Here is a 22,021-nt window from a genome sequence, read left to right on the forward strand (position 1 = left end):
TCGCATGGCGCAGCTTTCACGCCGGCATGTGCTGGCCTTGGGTGCCGGTGGCGCGTTCAGCGCCGGCTGGCTCCGGGGTGCGGCAGCGTCCGAGATGCCTGCCGAGGCCCACGGCATGTCGGCCTTCGGCGACCTCAAATATTCCGCCGACTTCCATCACTTCGACTACGTCAATGTTGACGCGCCGAAGGGCGGCACTTTCTCGCTTATCCCGTCCGTGCGCGCCTACAACCAGTCCTACCAGACCTTCAACTCGCTCAATGCCTTCATCCTCAAAGGCGATGGCGCGCAGGGCATGGACATGACCTTTGCGCCGCTGATGCTGCGCGCCTATGACGAACCGGACGGGATGTACGGGCTTGCCGCCAAGTCTGTAAAGATATCGGCAGACAGGCTGGTTTATCACTTCACCATGCGGCCCGAGGCGAAATTCCATGACGGCACCAAGCTCACTGCTCACGATGCGGCGTTTTCGCTGACGTCGCTGAAGACGAAAGGCCATCCGCTGATCATCGTGCAGATGCGCGACATGGTCAGCGCGGAAGCGATTGACGCCGCGACGCTTGTTGTGACCTTCGCCAAGGGACGCGCGCGCGACGTGCCACTCTATGTCGCGGGGCTGCCGATCTTCTCGAAAGCCTACTATGCCTCCCGTCCGTTCGACGAAACGTCTCTGGAGATCCCCCTGGGTTCGGGGCCGTACAAGGTCGGCAAGTTCGAGGTCAATCGCTACATCGAATACGAGCGGGTGAAGGACTGGTGGGCTACTGATCTGCCCCCCTGTCGTGGCAGCTACAATTTCGACGTCGTGCGCTACGAATTCTACCGCGACCGCGATGTCGCCTTCGAGGGTTTCACCGGCAAGAACTATCTCTACCGCGAGGAGTTCACCTCCCGCCTCTGGGCGACGCGTTATGATTTTCCTGCCGTGAAGGACGGTCGCGTCAAGATGGAGGTCGTGCCCGACGACACGCCCTCCGGCGCGCAAGGATGGTTCATCAACACGCGGCGCGACAAGTTCAGGGATCCTCGCGTGCGCGAGGCATTGATCGACGCCTTCGATTTCGAGTGGACCAATAAGACCATCATGTACGGTGCTTATGCCCGCACGGTGTCGCCATTTCAGAACTCGGACCTCATGGCGAGCGACGGGCCTCCGCCGCCGGAAGAGCTGAAGCTGCTGGAGCCGTTTCGCGGCCAGGTTCCCGACGAGGTGTTCGTCGCACCGTTCACGCCGCCCGTCTCCGACGGCTCCGGGCAGGATCGCAGCCTGTTGCGCAAGGCGCAGCAATTGCTTAGCGACGCCGGCCTGCCGATCAAGGAGGGCAAGCGGGTGCTGCCAAATGGCGAGATCTTCAGGATCGAATTCCTGTTGGATGAGCCTTCGTTCCAGCCGCACCATGGACCCTACATCAAGAATCTCGCGACGCTCGGCATCGAAGCGAGCGTGCGTCTCGTCGATGCCGTGCAACACAAGGCGCGCCAGGAAGATTTCGACTTCGATCTGACCATCCAGCGCTTCAGCATGTCGGCCACGCCGGGCGATGCCATGCGCTCCTTCTTCTCGTCGCAGGTCGCGGCAACCAAGGGCTCGTACAATCTCGCGGGCGTCGCCAGTCCGGCCATCGATGCCATGATCGAGAATATCATGGCGGCCGACAGCCGCGAGGAATTGACCGTCGCCTGCCGCGCCTTCGACCGCCTGTTCCGAGCCGGCCGTTATTGGGTGCCGCAATGGTATAACAAGACGCACCGGCTTGCTTATTGGGACCAATTCGGCCGTCCGCAGAAGCTGCCGCGTTATGCCAACGGCGTCGGCGCCCCCGATATCTGGTGGTACGATGGCGGCAAGGCCGCTAGGCTCGAGCAGGCGAAGCAGCCATGAGCGCCTATATCGCCCGCCGCATCCTGCTGATGATCCCGACCTTGCTCGGGATCCTCTTCGTCTCCTTCATCGTCGTGCAGTTCGCGCCGGGCGGGCCGGTCGAGCGCGTGATCGCGCAGCTCTCGGGCGCCGACACCGGCGGCACCTCGCGCATTTCCGGCGGCAGCGACTTTGCGCAGCGCGCCCCGGGGCAGCTGGGGGCCGGCGGTGACGCCATCAATTCGAAATATCGCGGCGCGCAAGGCCTCGATCCCGATTTCATCAAGAAGCTGGAAGTGCAGTTCGGCTTCGACAAGCCGGCCCCGGAGCGCTTCGCGCTGATGGTCTGGAACTTCGCTCGCTTCGATTTTGGCAAGAGCTATTTTCGCGACGTCAGCGTCCTGCAGCTCGTCAAGGAGAAGTTGCCGGTCTCGATCTCGCTCGGCATCTGGCTGACGCTGCTGACCTACCTGATCTCGATTCCGCTCGGCATCCGCAAGGCGGTGAGGGACGGGACGCGCTTCGACACCTGGACGTCGAGCGTGCTCGTGCTCGGCTATGCCATACCCGGCTTCCTGTTCGCGATCCTCCTGATCATCCTGTTTGCCGGCGGTTCGTTCTTCAACTGGTTCCCACTGCGCGGACTGACGTCAGACGGCTGGTCGCAGTTTCCGTGGTACTGGAAGATCATCGATTACTTCTGGCATTTGACGCTGCCGCTGATCGCCATGGGGCTCGGTGCGTTCACCACCATGACGTTCCTGACCAAGAACTCGTTTCTGGATGAGATCCGCAAGCAATATGTGATGACCGCGCGGGCGAAAGGCTGCAGCGAGAACCGGGTGCTCTATGGTCATGTCTTCCGCAACGCGATGCTGATCGTCATCGCCGGCTTTCCCAGCACCTTCATTCACGCCTTCTTCTCGGGCTCGCTTCTGATCGAGACCATCTTCTCGCTGGACGGGCTGGGACTACTCAGTTTCGAGAGCGTTCTCAACCGCGACTATCCCGTGGTGTTCGGTACGCTCTTCATCTTTTCGCTCGTCGGCCTCGTGATCAACCTGATCTCTGACCTGACCTATATGTGGATCGATCCGCGAATCGATTTCGAGGCGCGGGAGGTCTGATGACGCTGGCTGCCCCCACCACGCCGATCGAAACCACTGCGAAGTCGCCGCTCGGCAATGCCGTGCCGATCACGCGCAAACCGTTCGTGCCATCGCCGCTCAACAGACGCCGATGGCAGAATTTCAAGGCGAACCGGCGCGGTTATTGGTCGTTCTGGATCTTCCTGATCCTGTTTGTGGTGTCGCTGTTCGCCGAGCTGATCGCCAACGACCGGCCGTTCCTGATCAAATATGATGGCCACCTCTATTGGCCGTCCGTCGTCACCTATTCGGAAACCACTTTTGGCGGCGACTTCGAAACGGCGGCCGACTATCGCGATCCCTATTTGCAGAAGCTGATCAGAGACAAGGGCGGCAGCATCGTCTGGCCGCTGATCCGCTATTCCTACGACACCCACAATCTCGATCTGCCGACGCCGGCGCCGTCGCCGCCGACATGGATGTTGACGGAAGCGCAGTGCAAGCCCGTCGTCGAGAAGAAGGGTCTCAAGAGCTGCCGCGATCTCGAATACAACTGGCTCGGCACCGACGATCAAGGCCGCGACGTGGTCGCGCGGCTGATCTACGGCTTCCGCATCTCGGTGCTGTTCGGCCTCTGCCTGACCATCGTCTCTTCCGTCGTCGGCATCGCGGCCGGCGCGGTGCAGGGCTATTTCGGCGGCTGGATCGACCTGTTGTTCCAGCGCTTCATCGAGATATGGACCGCGATTCCATCGCTCTATCTGCTGCTGATCCTGTCGTCGGTGCTGGTGCCCGGCTTCTTCGTGCTTCTCGGCATCCTGCTGTTGTTTTCCTGGGTGTCGCTGGTCGGACTCGTGCGCGCGGAATTCCTGCGCGGGCGCAATTTTGAGTACATCCAGGCGGCGCGGGCGCTCGGGGTGTCGAACAAGGTCATCATGTTCCGGCATCTGTTGCCGAACGCGATGGTCGCGACCATGACGTTCCTGCCGTTCATCGTGTCGAGTTCGGTGATGACGCTGACGGCGCTCGATTTCCTGGGGTTCGGACTGCCGCCCGGCTCGCCGTCGCTCGGCGAGCTGCTGTCGCAGGGCAAGTCCAACGTGCAGGCGCCCTGGCTTGGTTTCTCCGGCTTCTTCTCGGTCGCGATCATGCTGTCGCTCTTGATCTTCATCGGCGAGGCCGTGCGCGACGCCTTCGATCCGCGCAAGACGTTCAGGTAAGCTAATGGACGCGATCAACCAGCCTTTGCTAAGCGTGCGCGAGCTCTCGGTGGCCTTCCACCAGGGCGGCGTCACCACGCTCGCGGTCGACAAGGTCTCGTTCCAGATCAGGCGCGGCGAGTGCGTGGCGCTGGTCGGCGAGTCCGGCTCCGGCAAGTCGGTCAGCGCGCTCTCGATCCTCAAGCTCCTGCCCTATCCGAACGCCTCGCATCCCTCGGGCAGCATCCATTTCAAAGGCCAAGAACTGATCGACCGGTCGGAGCAGGAGATGCGGGAGATTCGCGGCAGCGACATCTCCATCATCTTCCAGGAGCCGATGACCTCGCTCAACCCGCTGCACACGATCGAGGCGCAGATCGGCGAGATCATCCAGCTGCACAATCCGACCAGCAATGCCGAGGCGCGCAGGCGGACGCTGGAATTGCTGACGCAGGTCGGCATTCCCGAGCCTGAAACGCGGCTGAAGAGCTATCCGCACCAGCTCTCCGGTGGCCAGCGCCAGCGCGTGATGATCGCGATGGCGCTCGCCAACGAGCCGGACCTGCTGATCGCGGACGAGCCGACGACGGCGCTCGACGTCACCGTGCAGGCGCAGATCTTGACGCTGCTCGCAGAGATCCGCGGCCGGCTCGGCATGAGTCTGCTCTTCATCACCCACGATCTCGGCATCGTGCGTCGCATCGCCGACCAGGTCTGCGTCATGAAAGGCGGCGAGATCGTCGAGCAAGGACCTGTCGAGCAGGTCTTCAAAAGCCCGAAGCATCCCTATACGCGCGACCTGCTTGCCGCGGAACCGAAGCCGGATCCGGCGCCGCCGCAGCCGGACGCGCCAGTGGTGATGTCGGCCGACGACCTGAAAGTCTGGTTTCCGATCAAGCGCGGGTTGATGCGCAAGACGGTCGGTCACATCAAGGCGGTGGACGGTGTCAGCATCGCCGTGCGCAAGGGCGAGACACTCGGCGTCGTCGGCGAGTCCGGCTCCGGCAAGACCACGCTGGGGCTCGCATTGCTGCGGCTGATCTCCTCGAACGGACGCATTGTGTTCCTGGGAAAAGATATCCAGGGTCTGCGCTTCAAGGAGATGCGGCCGTTCCGGCGCGACATGCAGATCGTGTTCCAGGATCCGTTCGGCTCGCTCAGCCCGCGCATGTCGGTCGCCGACATCGTCGCCGAAGGCCTCACCGTGCATCAGCCGCAGCTCTCGCGCGGCGAGCGTGAGGAGCGCGTCGTCAAGGCGCTCGAGGACGTCGGACTGAAGCCGGATACCCGTCACCGTTATCCGCATGAATTCTCCGGCGGCCAGCGCCAGCGCATCAGCATCGCGCGGGCGGTGGTGCTGGAGCCGGATTTCGTCGTGCTGGACGAGCCAACCAGTGCGCTCGACATGCTGATTCAGGCGCAAATGGTCGATCTGCTGCGTGAATTGCAGCGCCGTCGCGATCTCACCTACATGTTCATCTCGCACGATCTGCGCGTCGTCGCCTCGCTCGCCAGCCATCTGATCGTGATGCGCGGCGGCAAGGTGGTCGAGGAAGGCCAGGCCGCCGAGCTCTTCAAGAACCCGAAGACGGATTACACCCGCGCGCTGTTTGCGGCGGCGTTCCGGCTGGAGACGGCGGGGAACGGGTCGGCGGCGACATAGCGTCCGTCAGAGCCGCTTGATCGCGGTGACCTCACTGCCGGCTTGCCTGATCCTTGCGATGGCCGGCTCGACCGGTTCGATCACCGTCGCCATGTGATGCGCATTGGCGTGAACCATGGTGCTGCCATCACGGACGATGGCGACATGCCCCTTCCAGAAGATCAGATCGCCGCGGAGCAAGCTGCTTCGCTCATGCGGTTCCAGCGCACGGCCGAGGCCGGCCTGCTGCATGTCGCTGTCGCGCGGGCAGCCGATGCCCGCTGATGTCAGCGAGACCTGGACGAGACCGGAGCAATCGACGCCGAGGCTGCTCTTGCCACCCCAGAGATAGGGCGTGCCGACGAAACGCTCGGCGACTGCGACGAAATCGGGCTCGCGATGGCCAAGCGGGACGAGATGAGCCTTCGGCAGATATTGTCCGTCGCGCGTCACGGCGAAGCTGCCGTCCTCGCGTGCAACCGCGATCTTCGACCCCATCACCAGCGTCTCTGCCGGCGGCAGCTTGATCGAGGGACCCGGGAAGGCAAAGGTTCGTAAAGCACTGACCATGTGGGTCGGCGCGGCCGCGGGCTTCATGAGCGCTGCGTCCGGCAGCCAGCCGACATAGCCGTCACCGGAAAGCTGACCCCACGCCCAGCCTTCGCCGTTGCGGTCGTAGACCGTGACGCGCTCGCCGCGCAACGCTTGTGTCATCAGCATCGCGTTCGGCGACGGCTGTTCGCGCACGGGCGCGATCGCCTCGACTATCTCGAATTCCTCGCCCGTGACGAAGCGATGCGCCTGCACCTTGCCTTCGAGATATTTCGCGGCGAGGTCGCCCCGCGCCGGTGTCAGCCTTGGGTCATGTCCTGGATCAGGCATAGCGCTCGCTCAGCAATGTGTAGATCGCACGCGCGGCCTGGCATTCGCCGCCCTCGGGGCGTGCGGGCTTCGCCGACGGCGTCCAGCCGTAGATGTCGACATGCAGCCAGCTCCTGGCCTGTTCGACGAAGCGTTGCAGGAACAGCGCGCAGATAATCGAGCCGGCAAAGCCGCCGGATGGTGCGTTGGTGATGGTGGCCGTCTTGGAGTCCAGCCACGCATCGTAAGGCGGCCACAGCGGCATGCGCCACAACGGATCGTTCTCCCTCACCGCGCATCGTGCGACGTCGGCGGCAAGCGTCTCATCATTGGTGTAAAACGGCGGTAAATCCGGCCCCAGCGCGACGCGTGCCGCTCCCGTCAGCGTGCCGAGATCGATCAGCAGGTCCGGCTTTTCCTCGTCCGCCAGCGCCAGCGCGTCGGCGAGCACCAGCCGCCCCTCCGCGTCCGTATTGCCGATCTCGACCGTGATGCCCTTGCGCGAGGTGAAGATGTCGAGCGGGCGGAAGGCATTGCCCGCGACCGCGTTCTCCACGGCCGGAATCAGCACGCGCAGTCGCACCTTCAGCTTCGCATCCATCACCATGCGGGCCAGCGCCAGCACGTTGGCGGCGCCTCCCATGTCCTTCTTCATGATCAGCATGCCGCTCGACGGCTTCAGGTCGAGCCCGCCGGTGTCGAAGCAGACGCCCTTGCCGACCAGCGTCACCTTGGGATGAGCCGGGTCGCCCCAGCCGATGTCGATCAGCCGCGGCGCGCGGTCCGAGGCCATGCCGACGGCGTGGATCAGCGGAAAATTCGTCTTCAAGTCATCACCGATGGTGCAGGCAAAGCTTGCACCGAATTGGGCGGCGAGATCCTGCGCAACTGCGGCCAGCTCCTCCGGCCCCATGTCATTGGCCGGCGTGTTGATGAGGTCGCGCGCCAGCATTGCGGCGTCCGCCATGCGGTTGATCTCGGTCGCGTCGACGCCGTCGGGGGGCACGAGGCGGACCTCGGGGCGATCCGCCTTGCGGTACCGGGCGAAGCGGTAGCTGCCGAGCGCGAAGGCGAGTGCGGCCAGCCGTGCATCGTGCGGCGCATTGGCGAAGCGATAAATGCCCGGCGGCAGCAGGCCGGGCAGGGCGCCCGGTCGGAACAGGTCGCTCGATCCTGCACCTTCCTCCTCGAGGCCGAACAGCACTTGCGCGATCGAGCCATCGGGCGCGGGCAGCGCGAGATAGCCGCCCGGCTTTGCGGTAAAGGCGTTCGCGGTGGCGAACTGGCGTTGCGCCGCCGGTAGCCGCTCGGCGACCTGATCCCAACTCGATTTGGTGACGAAGGTGATCGGGATGGCGGTAGGCGACGTCTCGAAGACAGAAGGCATTGGCGGGTCCGGATCGTGAGATCGAGCGGGTCATACGAACGGACGAGATTTCGCAGAGTTTCGCCGCCGCTGCAATCAGCTTTGCTGCCACCGTTCGGCGATCCGCTACTCGCAGCAAGGGGGCCATGCTAGGTTCCGGCAACGGCCGTCAGGTGCGGAGATCTCCGGCGGCCGCCGACAAAGCCGGCCGGGAGGAAATGCAATGGAATTTGTGTGGAGCGTGGTCACATTCGTCGGCCAGGCGGTCGAGGCGATCTTTGGCTATGTCGAGCATCATCATTGGATATTCGCGTTCCTAGCCGGTGGTTACGTCTTCTATCTCCACGACCGCTCCGTTCACGCGCGGTTCGATGCGCTCGACAAGCGCATTGACGAAATCCGCAAACGGCTCGCCATCGAATATTGATCGGGTGAGCGAAACCTCCATTGGGCAGGCCCGTATCTCATGCTGAGAGCTGCCGTTCGCGCAAGAGCGGCCACAGGGCTTTACTAGCGTTGCGGTTGTGGCATTATTGGCCAATATTTTAGATTGTGTCGTGCGGTTCTGTACGTGGCGAGAGTCGATTCATACCCCGGCTCATCATGGCCCGGGCTGATACCGGATTGAACCTGATCGTCGAAGGCATTTTTCTCATCGTTTGCGCGGCGCGGCATTCGCGAATAAGCGACGCAAAATGGATAGATCGTTCGTCATCGTACAGATTTCCGACCTGCATCTGGACGGGTCTGGTCGACTGCTTGCGACCATCGAGACGCTCAATGCCGCAATTCGCGAGAGGATGGCGGACTTCGCGGATGTTCCCGATCGCATCCTGCTGATCACCGGCGATATCGTGGACGATCCGACGCCGCCTGCGCTCGACGAAGCGCTCGCCGTCATTGCGTCCTTCCGGCAGACCGGGCTGTTCACCGACATCCAGGCAATTGCCGGAAATCACGACGTCAAGCGCCCGAGCCAGCGTGCAGGCCGCCACGACGTCTATGATTACCTGCACTTGCCGCGCACCTCGAAGAGCGTCTACTACCGTCAGGCCGGCCTAGATCTGGTGCTGCTGGATTCCAACCGCGCGAGCCTCACGACGCTCGCGAGCGGCAACGTCGACCAGAGCGCCTATAACGCCATGGTTTCGGATTCCGCGCGGCTGAGCGTCGAGCTCGCGGGCAGCCTCGGGTCGGGCGGCCGCGCCGATTATGCCGAGCCGGTGGAAAATCTCGTGCGCGTGCTGGCGCTGCACCATCATCCACTGCCGCAGGCGACCGGAGAAGGAAAGCGGTTTCTCGGTGTGCCCGACGAGCCGCTGATGTATCTCGCCGCCCCCGCGACCTTCCTCGAAGCGGCGACATCGCTCAATGTCGATCTGGTTCTGCACGGACACCGGCATGTCGAAGGGCTGACGCGCTATTCGATTCCCGATCCGCGCGTCACGTCGAGTGAGAGCGATGAAGCATTCTGGCGCACGATCTACGTCTTGTCCTGTCCGTCGTCGACCGGGCAGGCCGGTGACGATGCCGGCTTCAACGTCATCCATTTCGGCCCGATGTCCCATGGCGACCGCACCGAGTATCGCTTCGCGATCGCCCGCTACTCACGTCCGCGCAAGGATGCTGTCTTCAGGCCGCTCGATTCCAACCTGCCGCACGGCGTCGTCAGGCTGCCGGCTGGACGGGATTTTTCCCGAGATCCGGCCGTCCAGTCGGGCATCGAGATCGACGCATGCACGACGCTGAAACCGGATCAGGTCGCAGCATTCGCGCGCCGGCTCCTGCTGCGCCGCGCCTTCTATGCCGACGGCGAGGTGGATTGGGCCAATTTGCTCCACGTTTATCTCGTCACCTCTCATGTCTGGGCCGATCTGGAAAGCAAGTTCTCGAGATCTGCACGTAAGCATGAGGTCGAGGCCGCAGCCGCGGTGACATCACTACTGCGCCGACTGATCGAGCAATCTGCAAATGTGCTCGGCATCGACGACGTGCAGCTCGACGAGCTCCGCACGAGGCGTCTGGTCAATCGTGACGATCTTCGACGCGAATTGCCGAGGGGCGTGCGCCCGGACATCGATGTCGAGATCGAGACGCGGCAACGACTGCAATTGCTGCGGGACCTGAACGAGCAGGCGAAGGCGCTCGGCCTCGATCCGGGTCTTGGCGGCAAGATGCCTCCGCAGACGCCGTAGTGACGGGCGCGGATCGGGGCATTAACCCGCCGTTAGGGTTAACAGTCTATTGCTGGCGCGTTCGGCTCGATCAATCGGCTCGAGAGTCAAAGCGTCATGCGTCAACGGTTCAGTCGTGAGCGATTAAGTCTTGCCCGGCTTCTTGCGTCCACCTCGCTCGTCGCGGCGGTGGCCATGGGCCTCGGCGGCTGCACGGCAATGTCGAAACTCTCCGACGTCACGGGCTCGGTCGGGCCGCGGGCGGAAGCCGCTCCCACCGATCCCGCGCGCGCCGCTGAAGTCTATGGCGAGCGCTATCGCGCCAATCCCAAGGACGCCGACGCGGCGTTGGCCTACGGCCAAGCCCTGCGCGCCAACGGCCAGCGTGCCCAGGCCGCCGCCGTGCTCGAGCAGGCGACCATCGCCAATCCCGGCAACAAGGCGCTGATGGCCCAATACGGCCGCGCGCTCTCCGACAACGGCAATTTCCAGCAAGCCTTCGACGTGCTGTCGAAGGCGCATTCGCCCGATAATCCGGATTGGCGCCTGCTCTCGGTGCAGGGTACCGCACTCGATCAGATGGGCCGTCACGAGGAAGCGCGCTCCTATTACGCGAGTGCGCTCAAGATCGCGCCTGGCGATCCCGGAGTGCTCTCCAATCTCGGCCTGTCCTACATGTTGTCGAGAGATCTGCCGAAGGCCGAAGACGCGCTGCGGCAAGCCTATGCCTCGCCGCACGCAAGCGCGCGGGTGCGGCAGAATCTCGGTCTGGTCGTCGGTCTCCAGGGCCGTTTCGCCGAAGCCGAGACCATCGTGAAGGCGGACCTGCCGCCGGACCAGGCTGCGGCCAATGTCGCCTATCTCAAGGAAATGCTGACCCGCAGCGACGTCCGGCGTGGTGCGCCGAAGCGGACGCCGGTCGCCTCGCTCGGCCAGTCCGACTGATCAGACGTGAATCTTCCAATCTTGGTTTCCAGTCTTGAAGGGGCGTCCGCGGACCGTACGCCGGTCCACGTCTAGCGTCACTGCATCTCGGTGACCTTGATGCCCGTAGGTCCGAGAATGACGACGAACAGCACCGGCAGGAAGAACAGGATCATCGGTACCGTCAGCTTCGGCGGCAGTGCTGCGGCCTTTTTCTCGGCTTCGTTCATGCGCATGTCCCGGTTTTCCTGCGCCATCACTCGCAAGGATTGGCCGAGCGGGGTTCCGTAACGCTCCGCCTGCTGGAGCGCGAGACATACCGACTTCACGCCCTCGAGCCCGGTGCGCCGCGCAAGGTTCTCGTAGGCGACCTTGCGATCCTGCAAATAGGACAGCTCGGCCGTGGTCAGGGTGAACTCCTCCGACAGCGCGATCGACTGGGTCACGATTTCGACCGCGACCTTCCGGAACGCCATCTCGACCGACATGCCGGATTCGATGCAGATCAGGAGCAGGTCGAGCGCATCGGGAAAGGCGCGCTTGATCGAGAGTTGGCGCTTGGAAATCGCGTTCCTGAGGAACAGCATCGGCGCCTGAAGTCCGAGATAGGCCGCACCGACGCAGATGCCGATCTTGATCGGCATCGACTGCTGCATGTGCGCGATCAGGAACACGTAGACGACCGAACCGACGAACAGCACGATCGGGGCAACCAGGCGGGCAAACAGGAAGGTGATGTAGGGCGCCTGGCCTCGATAGCCCGCCATGATGAGCTTGTCCCGCGCAGCTTCCTGCGCGAGCCATTTGGTCAGGTTGAAGTCATCGACGACCTTCGAGACGAGCTGCTTCGGCGTCTGGCGCAGCGAGACTTTCTCACTCTTGTGGAGGCGCTCGCGCTCGCGCTGCCGGATGCGCTCACGTTCGTTCGCCACCGCCTTCATGCGCTTGGAAAGGCCTTCGCCTGCGAACAGCGGCATCACCAGTGTATAGACGGTGGCGCTGGCGGCAATGGCCGCCAGCAGCATCGTCATGAAATGGACATCGTGAAGTTTCGCTACGAGGAACTCTACCATAAGGCACCATCAGAAGTCGAAATTGATCATCTTCTTCATCACCATGATGCCGATCGACATCCAGACGACGCAGCCGACCAGCATGAGCTGGCCCGTGGGATGAGTCCAAAGCATCGAGATATATCCCGGCGTCGTGAGGTAGACGAGAAACATCACGATAGGCGGCAGCGAACCGATGATGCCGGCCGAGGCCTTGGCTTCCATCGACATCGCCTGGATCTTCTCTTTCATCTTCTTGCGGTCGCGCAGCACCTTGGACAGGTTACCGAGCGCTTCGGAGAGGTTGCCGCCCGATTTCTGCTGGATCGAGATGACGATGCCGAAGAAATTGGCCTCGGGCAGCGGCATGCGATCGTAGAGTCGCGTGCAGGCCTCGCCGAGCGGCATTCCGATCGCCTGCGTCTCGATGATGGACAGAAACTCGGAGCGCAGCGGCTCTGGCGCGTCGGCGGCGACCACCTTGATCGATTCGAACAGCGGCAGGCCCGCCTTGATGCCGCGGACGATGACGTCAACGGCATCGGGCAAGGCGGCCAGGAACTTGTTTTCACGGCGCTTCTTCAGGAAGCTGAGCGCCCAGCGGGGCAGACCGAGCCCGCCGGCAAAAGCGAAGCCGGCGGCACCGAGCAGGCCGCCGCCGATGAACAAGGCGACTGCGAACAGCACGCCCGCCACGACGGCGGACACGATCCAGAATTTCTGCGGCGCCCAGTCGAGGCCGGCCTGCGACAGGCGAACACTGAGCGGTACGCTCTTCTCCTGCTGGCGCCGCGCCTCGAGATCCTTGAGCGAGGTTTCGACCTGCTCGCGCCGCGAGCGCTGCGTCTTCTCGGCCGCGCGGGCCGTGGGCGCCTCGGCCCGCGCGATCGAGGCGCGGCGGCTCTCGGCCTTCCGTTCCCCGGACAGCATTGGATAAAGGAAGACCCAGGCGAGGCCGCCGACAGTCGCGGTGGCAAGGAAGGCGAGGGCAAGGGCTTGCATGTTCATGGCTGCGCTGACCTGCTCACGTCGGGGGCGCCACTTCCGCGGCGTCGAGCGCCGCGGCAAGGCGCTTCTCTTCGCCGTAATAGCGGGCGCGTTCCCAGAATTTCGGGCGGCCGATTCCGGTCGACCGGTGCCGGCCGATGATCTTGCCGTTGGCGTCCTCGCCGACCATGTCGTAGAGGAAGACGTCCTGGGTGATGATGGTGTCGCCTTCCATGCCCATCACTTCGGTGATGTGGGTGATGCGGCGCGAACCGTCGCGCAGGCGCGCGGCCTGGACGATGACGTCGATCGAGGCGCAGATCATCTCGCGGATGGTGCGTGAAGGCAGGGAGAAGCCGCCCATCGTGATCATGGATTCGCAGCGCGATAGCGCTTCGCGCGGATTGTTGGCGTGCAGCGTGCCCATCGAGCCGTCATGGCCGGTGTTCATGGCCTGGAGCAGGTCGAACGCCTCGGGTCCGCGGACTTCGCCGACGATGATGCGCTCGGGACGCATACGCAGGCAGTTGCGCACCAGCTCGCGCATGGTGACCTGGCCCTCGCCCTCGATGTTGGGCGGGCGGGTTTCCAGTCGCACCACGTGCGGCTGTTGCAGCTGGAGTTCGGCGGCGTCTTCGCAGGTGATGACGCGCTCGTCGTGTTCGATGTAGTTGGTCAGGCAGTTAAGCAACGTGGTCTTGCCAGAGCCGGTACCGCCGGAGATCAGCACGTTGCAGCGGACCCGGCCGATGATCTGGAGGATTTCCGCGCCCTCCGGCGAGATTGCCCCGAACTTGACGAGCTGATCGAGCGTCAGCTTGTCCTTCTTGAACTTGCGGATCGTGAGCGTGGGGCCGTCGATCGACAGCGGGGGCACGATGGCGTTGACGCGGGAGCCATCGGCCAGGCGCGCGTCGCAGATCGGCGAGGATTCGTCGACGCGCCGGCCGACCTGGCTGACGATACGCTGGCAGATGTTGAGGAGCTGCTGATTGTCGCGGAAGCGGATACCGGTGCGTTGGATCTTGCCGGCGACCTCGATGTAGACGGTGTCGGCGCCGTTGACCATGATGTCGGCGATGTCGTCGCGCGACAACAGCGGCTCGAGCGGACCGTAGCCGAGGACGTCGTTGCAGATGTCGTCAAGCAGCTCTTCCTGCTCGGCGATCGACATCACGATATTCTTGATCGCGATGATCTCGTTGACGATGTCCCGGATTTCCTCGCGCGCGGACTCCGAATCGAGCTTGGCGAGCTGGGCGAGGTCGATGGCCTCGATCAGCGCGCCGAAGATGGTCGCCTTGACCTCGTAATAATTGTCCGAGCGGCGGGCTTCCATGGTCGGCGCAGGCTTCGCCGGGGCGAGCGGCGGCGAGGAGACTGCCGGCGGCGGCGGCACGCGCGACACGGCGGGCGCCTGAACCTGTGCAGGCTCTGGCGACACGGCACCGGGCTTGGGGGCCCGGACGTCGGCGTCTGTTCCGCTACGCTTACCGAACACTTAAGAACTCCATGCGGCGACCTATTTTCCCCGCAACTTGTCAATCAGGGGTGAAAGCAGGGACGACTTTTGCTTCTTCGTTTCGCTGCGGCCGGTCAGGCGCTGGGCGATCTGAAGGAACATCTCGATCGACTTATGGTTGGCCGAGATCTCCGCGATCATCTGGCCGTTGTTGGCCGCCGAGCCGAAGATCTGCGGCTCGAACGGGATTGAGACGACCGGCTGGCTCTCGATCGCCTTGGCGAACTCCGCCGCGGCGATTTCGGGCCGTTTCGGTACCCCGACCTGGTTCAAACAGTAGAGCGGCGGCCGGTCGTTGGGGCGCGCGGCCTTCAGGAGATCGAACATGTTCTTGGTGTTGCGCAAATTGGCGAGGTCGGGCGCCGCCACGATCAGGATGTCGTCCGCTCCGATCAGGGCGCGTTTGGTCCAGCCCGACCATTGGTGCGGAACGTCGAGCACGATGCAGGGCATGGTGGAGCGCAGCGTGTCGAACACGGCATCGAAGGCGTCGGCGCCGAAATCGTAGACCCGGTCGAGCGTCGCCGGCGCCGCCAGCAGGCTGAGGTGGTCGGTGCATTTCGACAGAAGGCGGTCGATGAAGGCGGTGTCCACGCGATCGGGCGAGAACACGGCGTCGGCAATGCCCTGCGGTGGATCCTGGTTGTAGTCGAGTCCGGCAGTGCCGAAGGCGAGGTCGAGGTCGGCGACGACCGCGTCCATCGCGAGATCGCGGGCGATCGCCCAGGCGACATTGTGGGAGATGGTTGACGCGCCGACGCCGCCCTTGGCGCCGACCACGGCGATGATGCGGCCGACGGCCTTGGCTTCCGGCGCCGAGAACAGGTTGCAGATCGAGCGCACGACGTCGATCGCGCCGACCGGCGCGAGCACGTAGTCGCTGACGCCGCGGCGCACCAGCTCGCGGTAGAGCATGACGTCGTTGATGCGGCCGATCACGACCACGCGGGTGCCGGCGTCGCAGACGGTCGCGAGATGGTCGAGCCCGCCCAGGAGGTCGTTGCGGCCGTCGCTTTCGAGCACGATCACGTTCGGCGTGGGTGCCGAGCGGTAGGCTTCCACCGCAGCCGCCATACCGCCCATCTGGATCTTCAGATGAGCCTTGCCGAGACGGCGATCTTCGCCGGCCGACTGCACGGCGGCCGCCGTTTCCACGGTCTCGCAGAAAGCCTGGACGGAAACGCGGGGCGCCGGTGCAATATGCTCCTCGACCGGCGGGAGCGATGCCTCGGACTGTTCTTCTTGGGGCTGGCGAGCGTAGCTGATCATCTGCCGGTGTCGCTGAGTTTGGCCTTGTCGGCCTCAGGATAGGCGACCGCCGTCGGCATTCCCTTGCGATACTTCTCGAACGCAGCGGTCCGCCGCGGCGTGTAGGACGGCGTTTCGGGCCGCGGCTGCTCGAGATCCGACGGATTGTCGACCATCGCTGCGAGGTTGCGCTGATAGGCGCAGCCGTAATTGTAATAGTCCTTGTTCTCGAACCAGCTCTTGTTCTTCATCGAAGGGCCGATATCTTCCGGCCACAGGCCGCAGGGACCCGCGACTGCAGCGATCTTGGAATAGGTGAGCCGGATCGGCGGCAGGAAGCGCTTGTCTTCCGGCTGGTAAGAGCGGGCGCTGATGCCGCGCGGCGGAACGCCCGCCGCCGACAGCATTGCCTGGATTTCGCGCATGGTATCCGCGACCGGACGCGCGTTGGGCGTGCCGGACGGTACGTCGATCCGGATCGCGCCGGTGCCTTCGTGCATCCAGGCCGACGCGACGCCCATCACGTCGGCGCGCTGGGCGGCGGTCAAGCCGCCGCGAGCATGGCCGACGAAGACGACGATGGAGCGATTCTGCTCCTCGATCGCGATCGGATGGCGCTGCTTGTAGTCGTCGGGAATGGAGGCCGTGACCGCTTCGTCGTGCTGGCAACCGCCAAGGGCGAGCGCCACGCCGACGAGCGCGCCGCCGAGGTGGATGGCGCGTCTGCGAATCTGGGGTGGTCTAGTAATCTTCATGAAGTCCCCGTTCCGCCTCAGTCGGTGATGAAGCCGTAGGTGCCGCGGTAGTTCTTGGCCGGTTCCGTCCGGCCGGGCACGCCGTAGATGCGGTTGATGTTGCCGAGCAGTTCGGCCTGCGGATCAGCCGGCGCGGAGAAGCCGTCATCCGGCCGCGATAGATCCTTTTGCGCAACTGCGCGAACGATGTAGGGCGTCACGATCACGACCAGCTCGGTCGCGTTGTTGACGAAGTCGCGGCTACGGAACAGCGTGCCGAGGATCGGGAGCTGCATCAGACCCGGCAGTCCGCTGACCGCTTGCTTGGTCTGCTGCTGGATCAGGCCGGCCATCGCCATCGCGCCGCCTGAGGGAATTTCCAGCGAGGTTTCTGCGCGGCGGGTCTTGATCGAGGGCACCGTGAGCGAGTTGACCGAGGTCGAGGTCACGGCCTGGGACAGCGTGATCGCGTTTTCGTTCGAGAGCTCGGACACCTCGGTCATCACCCGCAGGCTGATCTTGCCCTCGGTGAGAACGACGGGGGTGAAGTTGAGCGAGATGCCGAACTTCTTGAAGCTGATCTGGGTGGTACAGACGTGCGTGGTGGGGTCGCACGCATAGCCCGCAGGCACCGGAAATTCACCGCCGGCAATGAACGTTGCCGATTCACCGGAGATCGCGGTCAGATTCGGTTCGGCCAGCGTCCGGATCACGCCCGCGGTCTCCATCGCACGCAGTGTGGCCTGCACCGACGGGGCCGCGCCGAACTTCGTGGTCAGGTTATTGCCGTCGACGAGGTTGTGGCCGAGAGCCGTGAACGGATTGGAGTTGCTGAAGCTGACGACCGAGGTGCCGTAGCTGAGGTTGGCGGTGAGGTCGATTCCGAGCTGCTTGACGATGCTGCGCTGGACTTCCGCGACCGTCACCTTGAGCATGACCTGATCGCGGCCGCGGACCACGATCGAGTTCACGACCTTCTCGGGGCCGCCGGCGAGGCGCACTGCGAGGTCGTTGGCCTGCTGGGCTTCGGCTGGATTCGCCGCCGAGCCGGTCAAGATGATGCCGTCGCCTAGCCCGTCGATCTGGATGTCTGAGTTCGGCAGGACCTGTTTCAGCGCGGCCCGCACGCCGTTGAGGTCGCGCTTGACCGCGATGTCATAGGCCGCGATCTGCTGGCCGGCGGAATCGAAGAACACGATGTTGGTCTGCCCGATCGAGGCGCCGATGATGTAGGCACGCTGCGCCGAGCGGACGACCGCATTGGCGATCTTCGGATCGGCGACAAGCACGTCCTTGATGTCGCGCGGAAGGTCGATCACGATCGACTTGCCGATGCCGAGCGAGAGGAATCGCGCGTTCATCTGACCGTCGGCCGCAGCCTGCGCGACAGGGCGATAGTCGGCGGCGACCACAGGGGTCAGCACCGGGTTGAGCGCGAGCGCGACGGCGGCCGAAAACGACAGGGCGCGGACCACATGGGTTCGCATCGTCGCCAAATTCGCCCTGCATTTCATGTCGACAGTCCTCATCGTGCCTTCGCCGTCGAGCTTGGGATACCGTACCGAATGATCGAAACGCCCTCGCGCTTCTGTGCGGAGTCATCGAGCGTGATCTCGCTCAGCTTGACGTCGACGATACTGCGCAGCGCCAGCGATAGCGTGCCGCTCTGACGTGCGGAGGAGAGCGTCGCAGTCTGCGCCGGATTGAGTTCGAGGGTGACGGTCTTGCCGACCACCGCGTTCTGCCCGTCCTTCTCCTTGGGAGCCTGGTCGATGGCCAGGACGCGGATATTGGCCAGGATGATCTCGGACGTGATGACATCGGGAGCGCCGCTGCTCTGGTCCGGGTTTTTGAGACGGCGCGTCAGAAGCACGTCGACGCGGTCGTTGGGGAGGATGAAGCCGCCTGCGCCGGTTTCCGGCGAGATCTCGGTCGAGATCGCCCGCATGCCGGTTGGCAGGATTGCCGCCATGAAGCCGGAGCCTTCGGCCTTGACCAGCTTCTGGTCCCGGATCGGCTCACCCTGGATGAAGGGGGATCGTGCGATCGAGCCGGTGACCTGGGTTACCCCCTCGGGGCGCTCGTTGCGGCGGATGAAGGTGGTGCTGGCGGTCGCGGACGGCCAGGTCTGCCATTGCACGTCTTCCGGCTTGACGGTCTGGCCGAGGCCGATGTCGTTCTTCGCGACCAGGACGTCGACGGTGGGAAGCTGCGCGACCGGAGCCGGAGGCGGTGCAGAATTGTCCGAGCCGCTCGCCAGATACGCGGCGACACCGCCGGCGCAGATGGCGACCGTCAGGACGACAATGCGTGCCCTATTCATACGCTTCACTTTCCAACAAACGCCGCGACGCTGACGCCGCCGTAATCGGCAGTTGACCAGCTATTCGTCAAAGCATGGTTAATGAGGCGTATCTAAATCGGCTTAACGCCGGGTTTACCCGATGCGTTCAGCGCAATGCGAGGTGAGCGAGGTCGATCGCCTTCACCCATTCGGTCTCCGGGTAGACCATCAGCGCGCTCAGTGCGAGCGCGATGCCGTAGGGAATGCCGCTCTCCTTGGCGTGCAGCCGCGCGAGCCAGGTCTGGCCCGCCAGCCCGTAAGGCAGCGGCCACTGCCGGAACTGGAGCAGGAGCAGCGTCAGCGCCCCGCCGAACAGCGAGGCGTAGAGCAGGAAGTTCATCAGCTGTGCGAACCCGAACCAAAGCGCGACGGAGGCCGCCACCTTGGCATCGCCGCCGCCGACCCAGCCCATCGCAAAACAGGTAAAGGCCACGACCAGGACGAGCGCGCCGGCGCCGACATGGCTCAGCATCTCGTAAGGTGCCATGCCACCGGCGAGAGCGAGCGCGAAAAAGCCGGCGACCAGCGCCAGCGATACGCGGTTAGAGATCGTCATCGTGAAGAGATCGCTTGCGGCGGCAAACGCCATCAGGGCCGGGAAGAGCAGAAGGCGCGCAAGGTCGAGGATCATGGGCTGCGTCATGAGGCCTGGGTTTGCCGCGGAGCTGGCGTCGCCGGATTCTAGCCGGCAGTGCTAAACAAACCGAAAACGGCGGCGGCGGTCTCGAGGGGCGGAACCAGCCGAATGCGTGCTCACCAGAGGCAGGCGATGCGTGCGGCGAGCGCGACGGTCGCAAGCAGCAGTGCCAGACAGACCCAGTAAGCCGGCGAGCCGGTCTGCGCCGCCTCCGCCGCGTTTGCCGCGACCGCGGCATCGGTTCTGTACTTGCTGAACGCCACTGTAACTCGCCGTCTGAAAAACAAAGGCCCCGGAGGCCCGGGGCTTTTGCAGTCGTTCGTCGATCGCCTACTTCAGCGAGCTGCTGATCGAGGTGAACTTGGCGTTCAGCGTGGTGCCGAGATTGTTGACGACGGTGATGATGGCCAGCGCGATGCCGGCGGCGATCAGACCGTATTCGATGGCGGTGGCGCCGGATTCATCTTTCGCGAAACGCGCAATCAGGTTCTTCATGAACAAAACTCCATCTGGGGTGGGATCGCCTCGTTCGGCGCTGTGCTTGACGCAACGACCATGAGATCCGAGCTCTTTCGGGAGAGTTAATTCGATCGGGCAAACCCGCTTGCCGCTGGCCAGAGTGAATTTCCCCTTAAGGCAACCAGCTGCAATTCGTTCCGGTTCCGGATGTGCAGCAAGCGCAGCACCGGCTTCACCGTCCCTTAAATTTGGGGGAGTACGCGTAGGCGGGACCAGCAATTCGCAAGAGAGGCGACAATGTCGAGCCTGCCCATGGAAATCGCCCTGATGCTCGGCGAGACCATCGCGAAGGTGATCCCCACGACCTTCGCACTCGCGGTGGTCTTCACCGTGCTGGAGCATGTCTGGGCCTGCAATCCCGGCGTGCCTTGGTGGCGCAAGCGGGAGATCGTCACGGACATCTGCTACTGGTTTGTCGTTCCGGTGTTCGCACGCGTCATGCGGATCGGCCTTCTGATCGTCGGTGCGAGCTTCGTCTTCAACATCCATGATGCCGACGGGCTCATCGCCTTCTACGACAATGGCCACGGCCCGCTGGCGCTATTGCCGCTCTGGGTCCAGGCCATGCTGTTCCTGGTGCTATCCGATTTCATGCTGTACTGGCTGCACCGGCTGTTCCACGGCGGCGGGTTCTGGAAGTACCACGCGATCCATCACTCCTCGGAGGAGATCAGCTGGATTTCTGCGGCCCGCTTCCATCCCGTCAATCTCGTGCTCGGTACCATCGCGGTCGACGTCGTGCTGCTGATGGCCGGCATTTCGCCGAACGCCATGGTCTGGCTCGCCCCGTTCACGACCTTCCATTCGGCCTTCGTGCACGCCAACCTGAACTGGACCTTCGGGCCGTTCAAATATGTGCTGGCGACGCCGGTGTTCCACCGCTGGCACCACACCGCGCTCGCAGAGGGCGGCGACACCAATTTTGCCGGCACGTTCCCGATCTGGGACGTGCTGTTCGGCACTTTCCGCATGCCTGAGGGGCAACTGCCGCAGGATTACGGCAAGGATGAAGCCACCATGCCGAAGGAAATCGGAGGGCAGCTTGCCTATCCGTTCCGCCGCTAGGTTCTCGAGGGCCGCGAAACGCCAGTCCGTTCAAACAATAGTCGGCGAATTTGCGGAACGTTCACGAATTGAGGGCAGGTTAGCCGGGTCGGGCACCGGCTCGGCTGTTATCTGATCGCTTCTGCCGGTTTGTGACGTCCCGGGGGTAAGAGTATGCGTAAACAACTGCTGCGCCGTCATGCGCGCGTCTGTCTTCTGGTTGCGGCCGCGGTGCTGGCATCGCCGGCTGCCGTCGTTGCCGAGTCCGCCGATGCCATCGCCGTCAATGTCGACCAGGCCAAGCTGGTGCGACTGCCTGGCAAGGTGGCAACCATCGTGGTCGGCAATCCCCTGATCGCCGACGTCACGCTCCAGCCCGGCGGCATGATCGTCGTCACCGGAAAGGGTTATGGCGCCACCAATTTCATCGCGCTCGACCGGGGCGGCGAGATCCTGGTCGACCGCCAGATCCAGGTCGAAGGTCCGAGCGATCGGCTCGTTACCGTCTATCGCGGGATCGAACGCGAGTCCTATAGCTGCGCGCCGCTTTGCCAGCGCCGCGTGACGCTCGGCGACAGCGACACCTACTTCAACAGCGCGATGAGCCAGGCCGGTTCGTTGAGCAGCTCGGCCAGCGGCAGTGCCGGTGCGGGCGCCAAGACGAATTGACCAAGACGAACTGACCAAGACGAACTGACCAAGACCAACCAAGTAAGACCAACCAGCGAGTTTGATTGGCGGGTTTGCCGGGGCAAGGATCGTCCTCGCCCGCCGCACGCGCGCGAGTTTCTCTCTCCGCGTCCTCGTCTCCATGCT

21 protein-coding genes are annotated in these 22,021 nt (G+C 63.8%); 9 read left to right on the forward strand and 12 right to left on the reverse strand.

The window, feature by feature from the left end:
* Nucleotides 1-4: 4 nt before the first annotated feature.
* From BRA471DRAFT_RS05835 to BRA471DRAFT_RS05850, 4 genes are read left to right on the forward strand one after another with little or no spacing between them, the layout of a single operon-like run.
* Nucleotides 5-1,885 (forward strand): extracellular solute-binding protein, encoded by a 1,881-nt coding sequence (locus BRA471DRAFT_RS05835; protein WP_007605352.1) that lies wholly within the window; start codon nt 5-7, stop codon nt 1,883-1,885.
* A complete protein-coding gene (locus BRA471DRAFT_RS05840) occupies nt 1,882-2,991 on the forward strand; it encodes a microcin C ABC transporter permease YejB (protein ID WP_007605353.1) in 1,110 nt (369 codons plus the stop codon). The genes BRA471DRAFT_RS05835 and BRA471DRAFT_RS05840 overlap by 4 nt, the downstream gene beginning before the upstream one ends.
* Nucleotides 2,991-4,172, forward strand: coding sequence for an ABC transporter permease (locus tag BRA471DRAFT_RS05845; protein WP_007605367.1), 1,182 nt, complete (start codon nt 2,991-2,993; stop codon nt 4,170-4,172). Before BRA471DRAFT_RS05840 ends, BRA471DRAFT_RS05845 begins: the two co-directional genes overlap by 1 nt.
* Nucleotides 4,173-4,176: 4 nt before the next feature.
* Nucleotides 4,177-5,814, forward strand: a complete 1,638-nt coding sequence (locus BRA471DRAFT_RS05850; protein WP_007605369.1) for an ABC transporter ATP-binding protein — start codon at nt 4,177-4,179, stop codon at nt 5,812-5,814.
* A 6-nt stretch (nt 5,815-5,820) separates the two neighbouring features.
* Here the strand turns inward: BRA471DRAFT_RS05850 and BRA471DRAFT_RS05855 are convergent, their stop codons facing one another.
* Nucleotides 5,821-6,675, reverse strand: coding sequence for a C40 family peptidase (locus BRA471DRAFT_RS05855; protein ID WP_007605371.1), 855 nt, complete (start codon nt 6,673-6,675; stop codon nt 5,821-5,823).
* Nucleotides 6,668-8,041 carry a M17 family metallopeptidase gene (locus tag BRA471DRAFT_RS05860; protein WP_007605373.1) on the reverse strand — a complete coding sequence of 458 codons (1,374 nt, stop codon included), beginning with the start codon at nt 8,039-8,041 and terminating at the stop codon, nt 6,668-6,670. Before BRA471DRAFT_RS05860 ends, BRA471DRAFT_RS05855 begins: the two co-directional genes overlap by 8 nt.
* 202 nt (nt 8,042-8,243) lie before the next feature.
* Here BRA471DRAFT_RS05860 and BRA471DRAFT_RS05865 point away from each other — a divergent pair, with 202 nt between their 5' ends.
* From BRA471DRAFT_RS05865 to BRA471DRAFT_RS05875, 3 genes are all read left to right on the forward strand, one after another.
* Nucleotides 8,244-8,447: a hypothetical protein gene (locus BRA471DRAFT_RS05865; protein WP_007605381.1), complete on the forward strand. Its 204-nt coding sequence runs from the start codon at nt 8,244-8,246 to the stop codon at nt 8,445-8,447.
* A 232-nt stretch (nt 8,448-8,679) separates the two neighbouring features.
* Nucleotides 8,680-10,215, forward strand: coding sequence for a metallophosphoesterase (locus tag BRA471DRAFT_RS05870; RefSeq protein ID WP_231171037.1), 1,536 nt, complete (start codon nt 8,680-8,682; stop codon nt 10,213-10,215).
* A gap of 96 nt (nt 10,216-10,311) precedes the next feature.
* Entirely contained in the window at nt 10,312-11,139 is an 828-nt protein-coding gene (locus BRA471DRAFT_RS05875; RefSeq protein WP_007605385.1) for a tetratricopeptide repeat protein, read from the forward strand.
* 77 nt (nt 11,140-11,216) lie between these two features.
* Here BRA471DRAFT_RS05875 and BRA471DRAFT_RS05880 read toward each other — a convergent pair whose 3' ends face one another.
* The 10 genes from BRA471DRAFT_RS05880 to BRA471DRAFT_RS05920 form a co-directional block, all read right to left on the reverse strand.
* Nucleotides 11,217-12,191, reverse strand: coding sequence for a type II secretion system F family protein (locus BRA471DRAFT_RS05880; RefSeq protein ID WP_007605386.1), 975 nt, complete (start codon nt 12,189-12,191; stop codon nt 11,217-11,219).
* 9 nt (nt 12,192-12,200) lie between these two features.
* Nucleotides 12,201-13,178, reverse strand: a complete 978-nt coding sequence (locus tag BRA471DRAFT_RS05885) for a type II secretion system F family protein (RefSeq protein WP_007605387.1) — start codon at nt 13,176-13,178, stop codon at nt 12,201-12,203.
* Between the two features lie 16 nt (nt 13,179-13,194).
* Entirely contained in the window at nt 13,195-14,658 is a 1,464-nt protein-coding gene (locus tag BRA471DRAFT_RS05890) for a CpaF family protein (protein WP_007605388.1), read from the reverse strand.
* 21 nt (nt 14,659-14,679) lie between these two features.
* On the reverse strand, nt 14,680-15,948 hold the full coding sequence (locus tag BRA471DRAFT_RS05895; RefSeq protein WP_007605389.1) for an AAA family ATPase: 1,269 nt from the start codon (nt 15,946-15,948) through the stop codon (nt 14,680-14,682).
* Nucleotides 15,945-16,682 (reverse strand): CpaD family pilus assembly protein, encoded by a 738-nt coding sequence (locus BRA471DRAFT_RS05900; RefSeq protein ID WP_007605390.1) that lies wholly within the window; start codon nt 16,680-16,682, stop codon nt 15,945-15,947. Before BRA471DRAFT_RS05900 ends, BRA471DRAFT_RS05895 begins: the two co-directional genes overlap by 4 nt.
* A gap of 17 nt (nt 16,683-16,699) precedes the next feature.
* On the reverse strand, nt 16,700-18,175 hold the full coding sequence (locus BRA471DRAFT_RS05905) for a type II and III secretion system protein family protein (RefSeq protein WP_007605391.1): 1,476 nt from the start codon (nt 18,173-18,175) through the stop codon (nt 16,700-16,702).
* An 11-nt stretch (nt 18,176-18,186) separates the two neighbouring features.
* On the reverse strand, nt 18,187-18,984 hold the full coding sequence (cpaB, locus tag BRA471DRAFT_RS05910; protein WP_007605393.1) for a Flp pilus assembly protein CpaB: 798 nt from the start codon (nt 18,982-18,984) through the stop codon (nt 18,187-18,189).
* A gap of 127 nt (nt 18,985-19,111) precedes the next feature.
* Nucleotides 19,112-19,636, reverse strand: a complete 525-nt coding sequence (locus BRA471DRAFT_RS05915; RefSeq protein ID WP_035974674.1) for a prepilin peptidase — start codon at nt 19,634-19,636, stop codon at nt 19,112-19,114.
* Between the two features lie 122 nt (nt 19,637-19,758).
* On the reverse strand, nt 19,759-19,905 hold the full coding sequence (locus BRA471DRAFT_RS38695; RefSeq protein ID WP_007605397.1) for a hypothetical protein: 147 nt from the start codon (nt 19,903-19,905) through the stop codon (nt 19,759-19,761).
* A gap of 67 nt (nt 19,906-19,972) precedes the next feature.
* Nucleotides 19,973-20,137: a Flp family type IVb pilin gene (locus BRA471DRAFT_RS05920; RefSeq protein ID WP_007599783.1), complete on the reverse strand. Its 165-nt coding sequence runs from the start codon at nt 20,135-20,137 to the stop codon at nt 19,973-19,975.
* A 261-nt stretch (nt 20,138-20,398) separates the two neighbouring features.
* Between BRA471DRAFT_RS05920 and BRA471DRAFT_RS05925 the strand changes: the two genes are divergently transcribed.
* Nucleotides 20,399-21,226: a sterol desaturase family protein gene (locus BRA471DRAFT_RS05925; RefSeq protein WP_007605401.1), complete on the forward strand. Its 828-nt coding sequence runs from the start codon at nt 20,399-20,401 to the stop codon at nt 21,224-21,226.
* A 153-nt stretch (nt 21,227-21,379) separates the two neighbouring features.
* A complete protein-coding gene (locus BRA471DRAFT_RS05930; protein ID WP_007605403.1) occupies nt 21,380-21,874 on the forward strand; it encodes a pilus assembly protein N-terminal domain-containing protein in 495 nt (164 codons plus the stop codon).
* The last annotated feature ends 147 nt before the right edge of the window (nt 21,875-22,021 follow it).

It is taken from the genome of Bradyrhizobium sp. WSM471, from assembly GCF_000244915.1.
Taxonomy (GTDB): domain Bacteria; phylum Pseudomonadota; class Alphaproteobacteria; order Rhizobiales; family Xanthobacteraceae; genus Bradyrhizobium.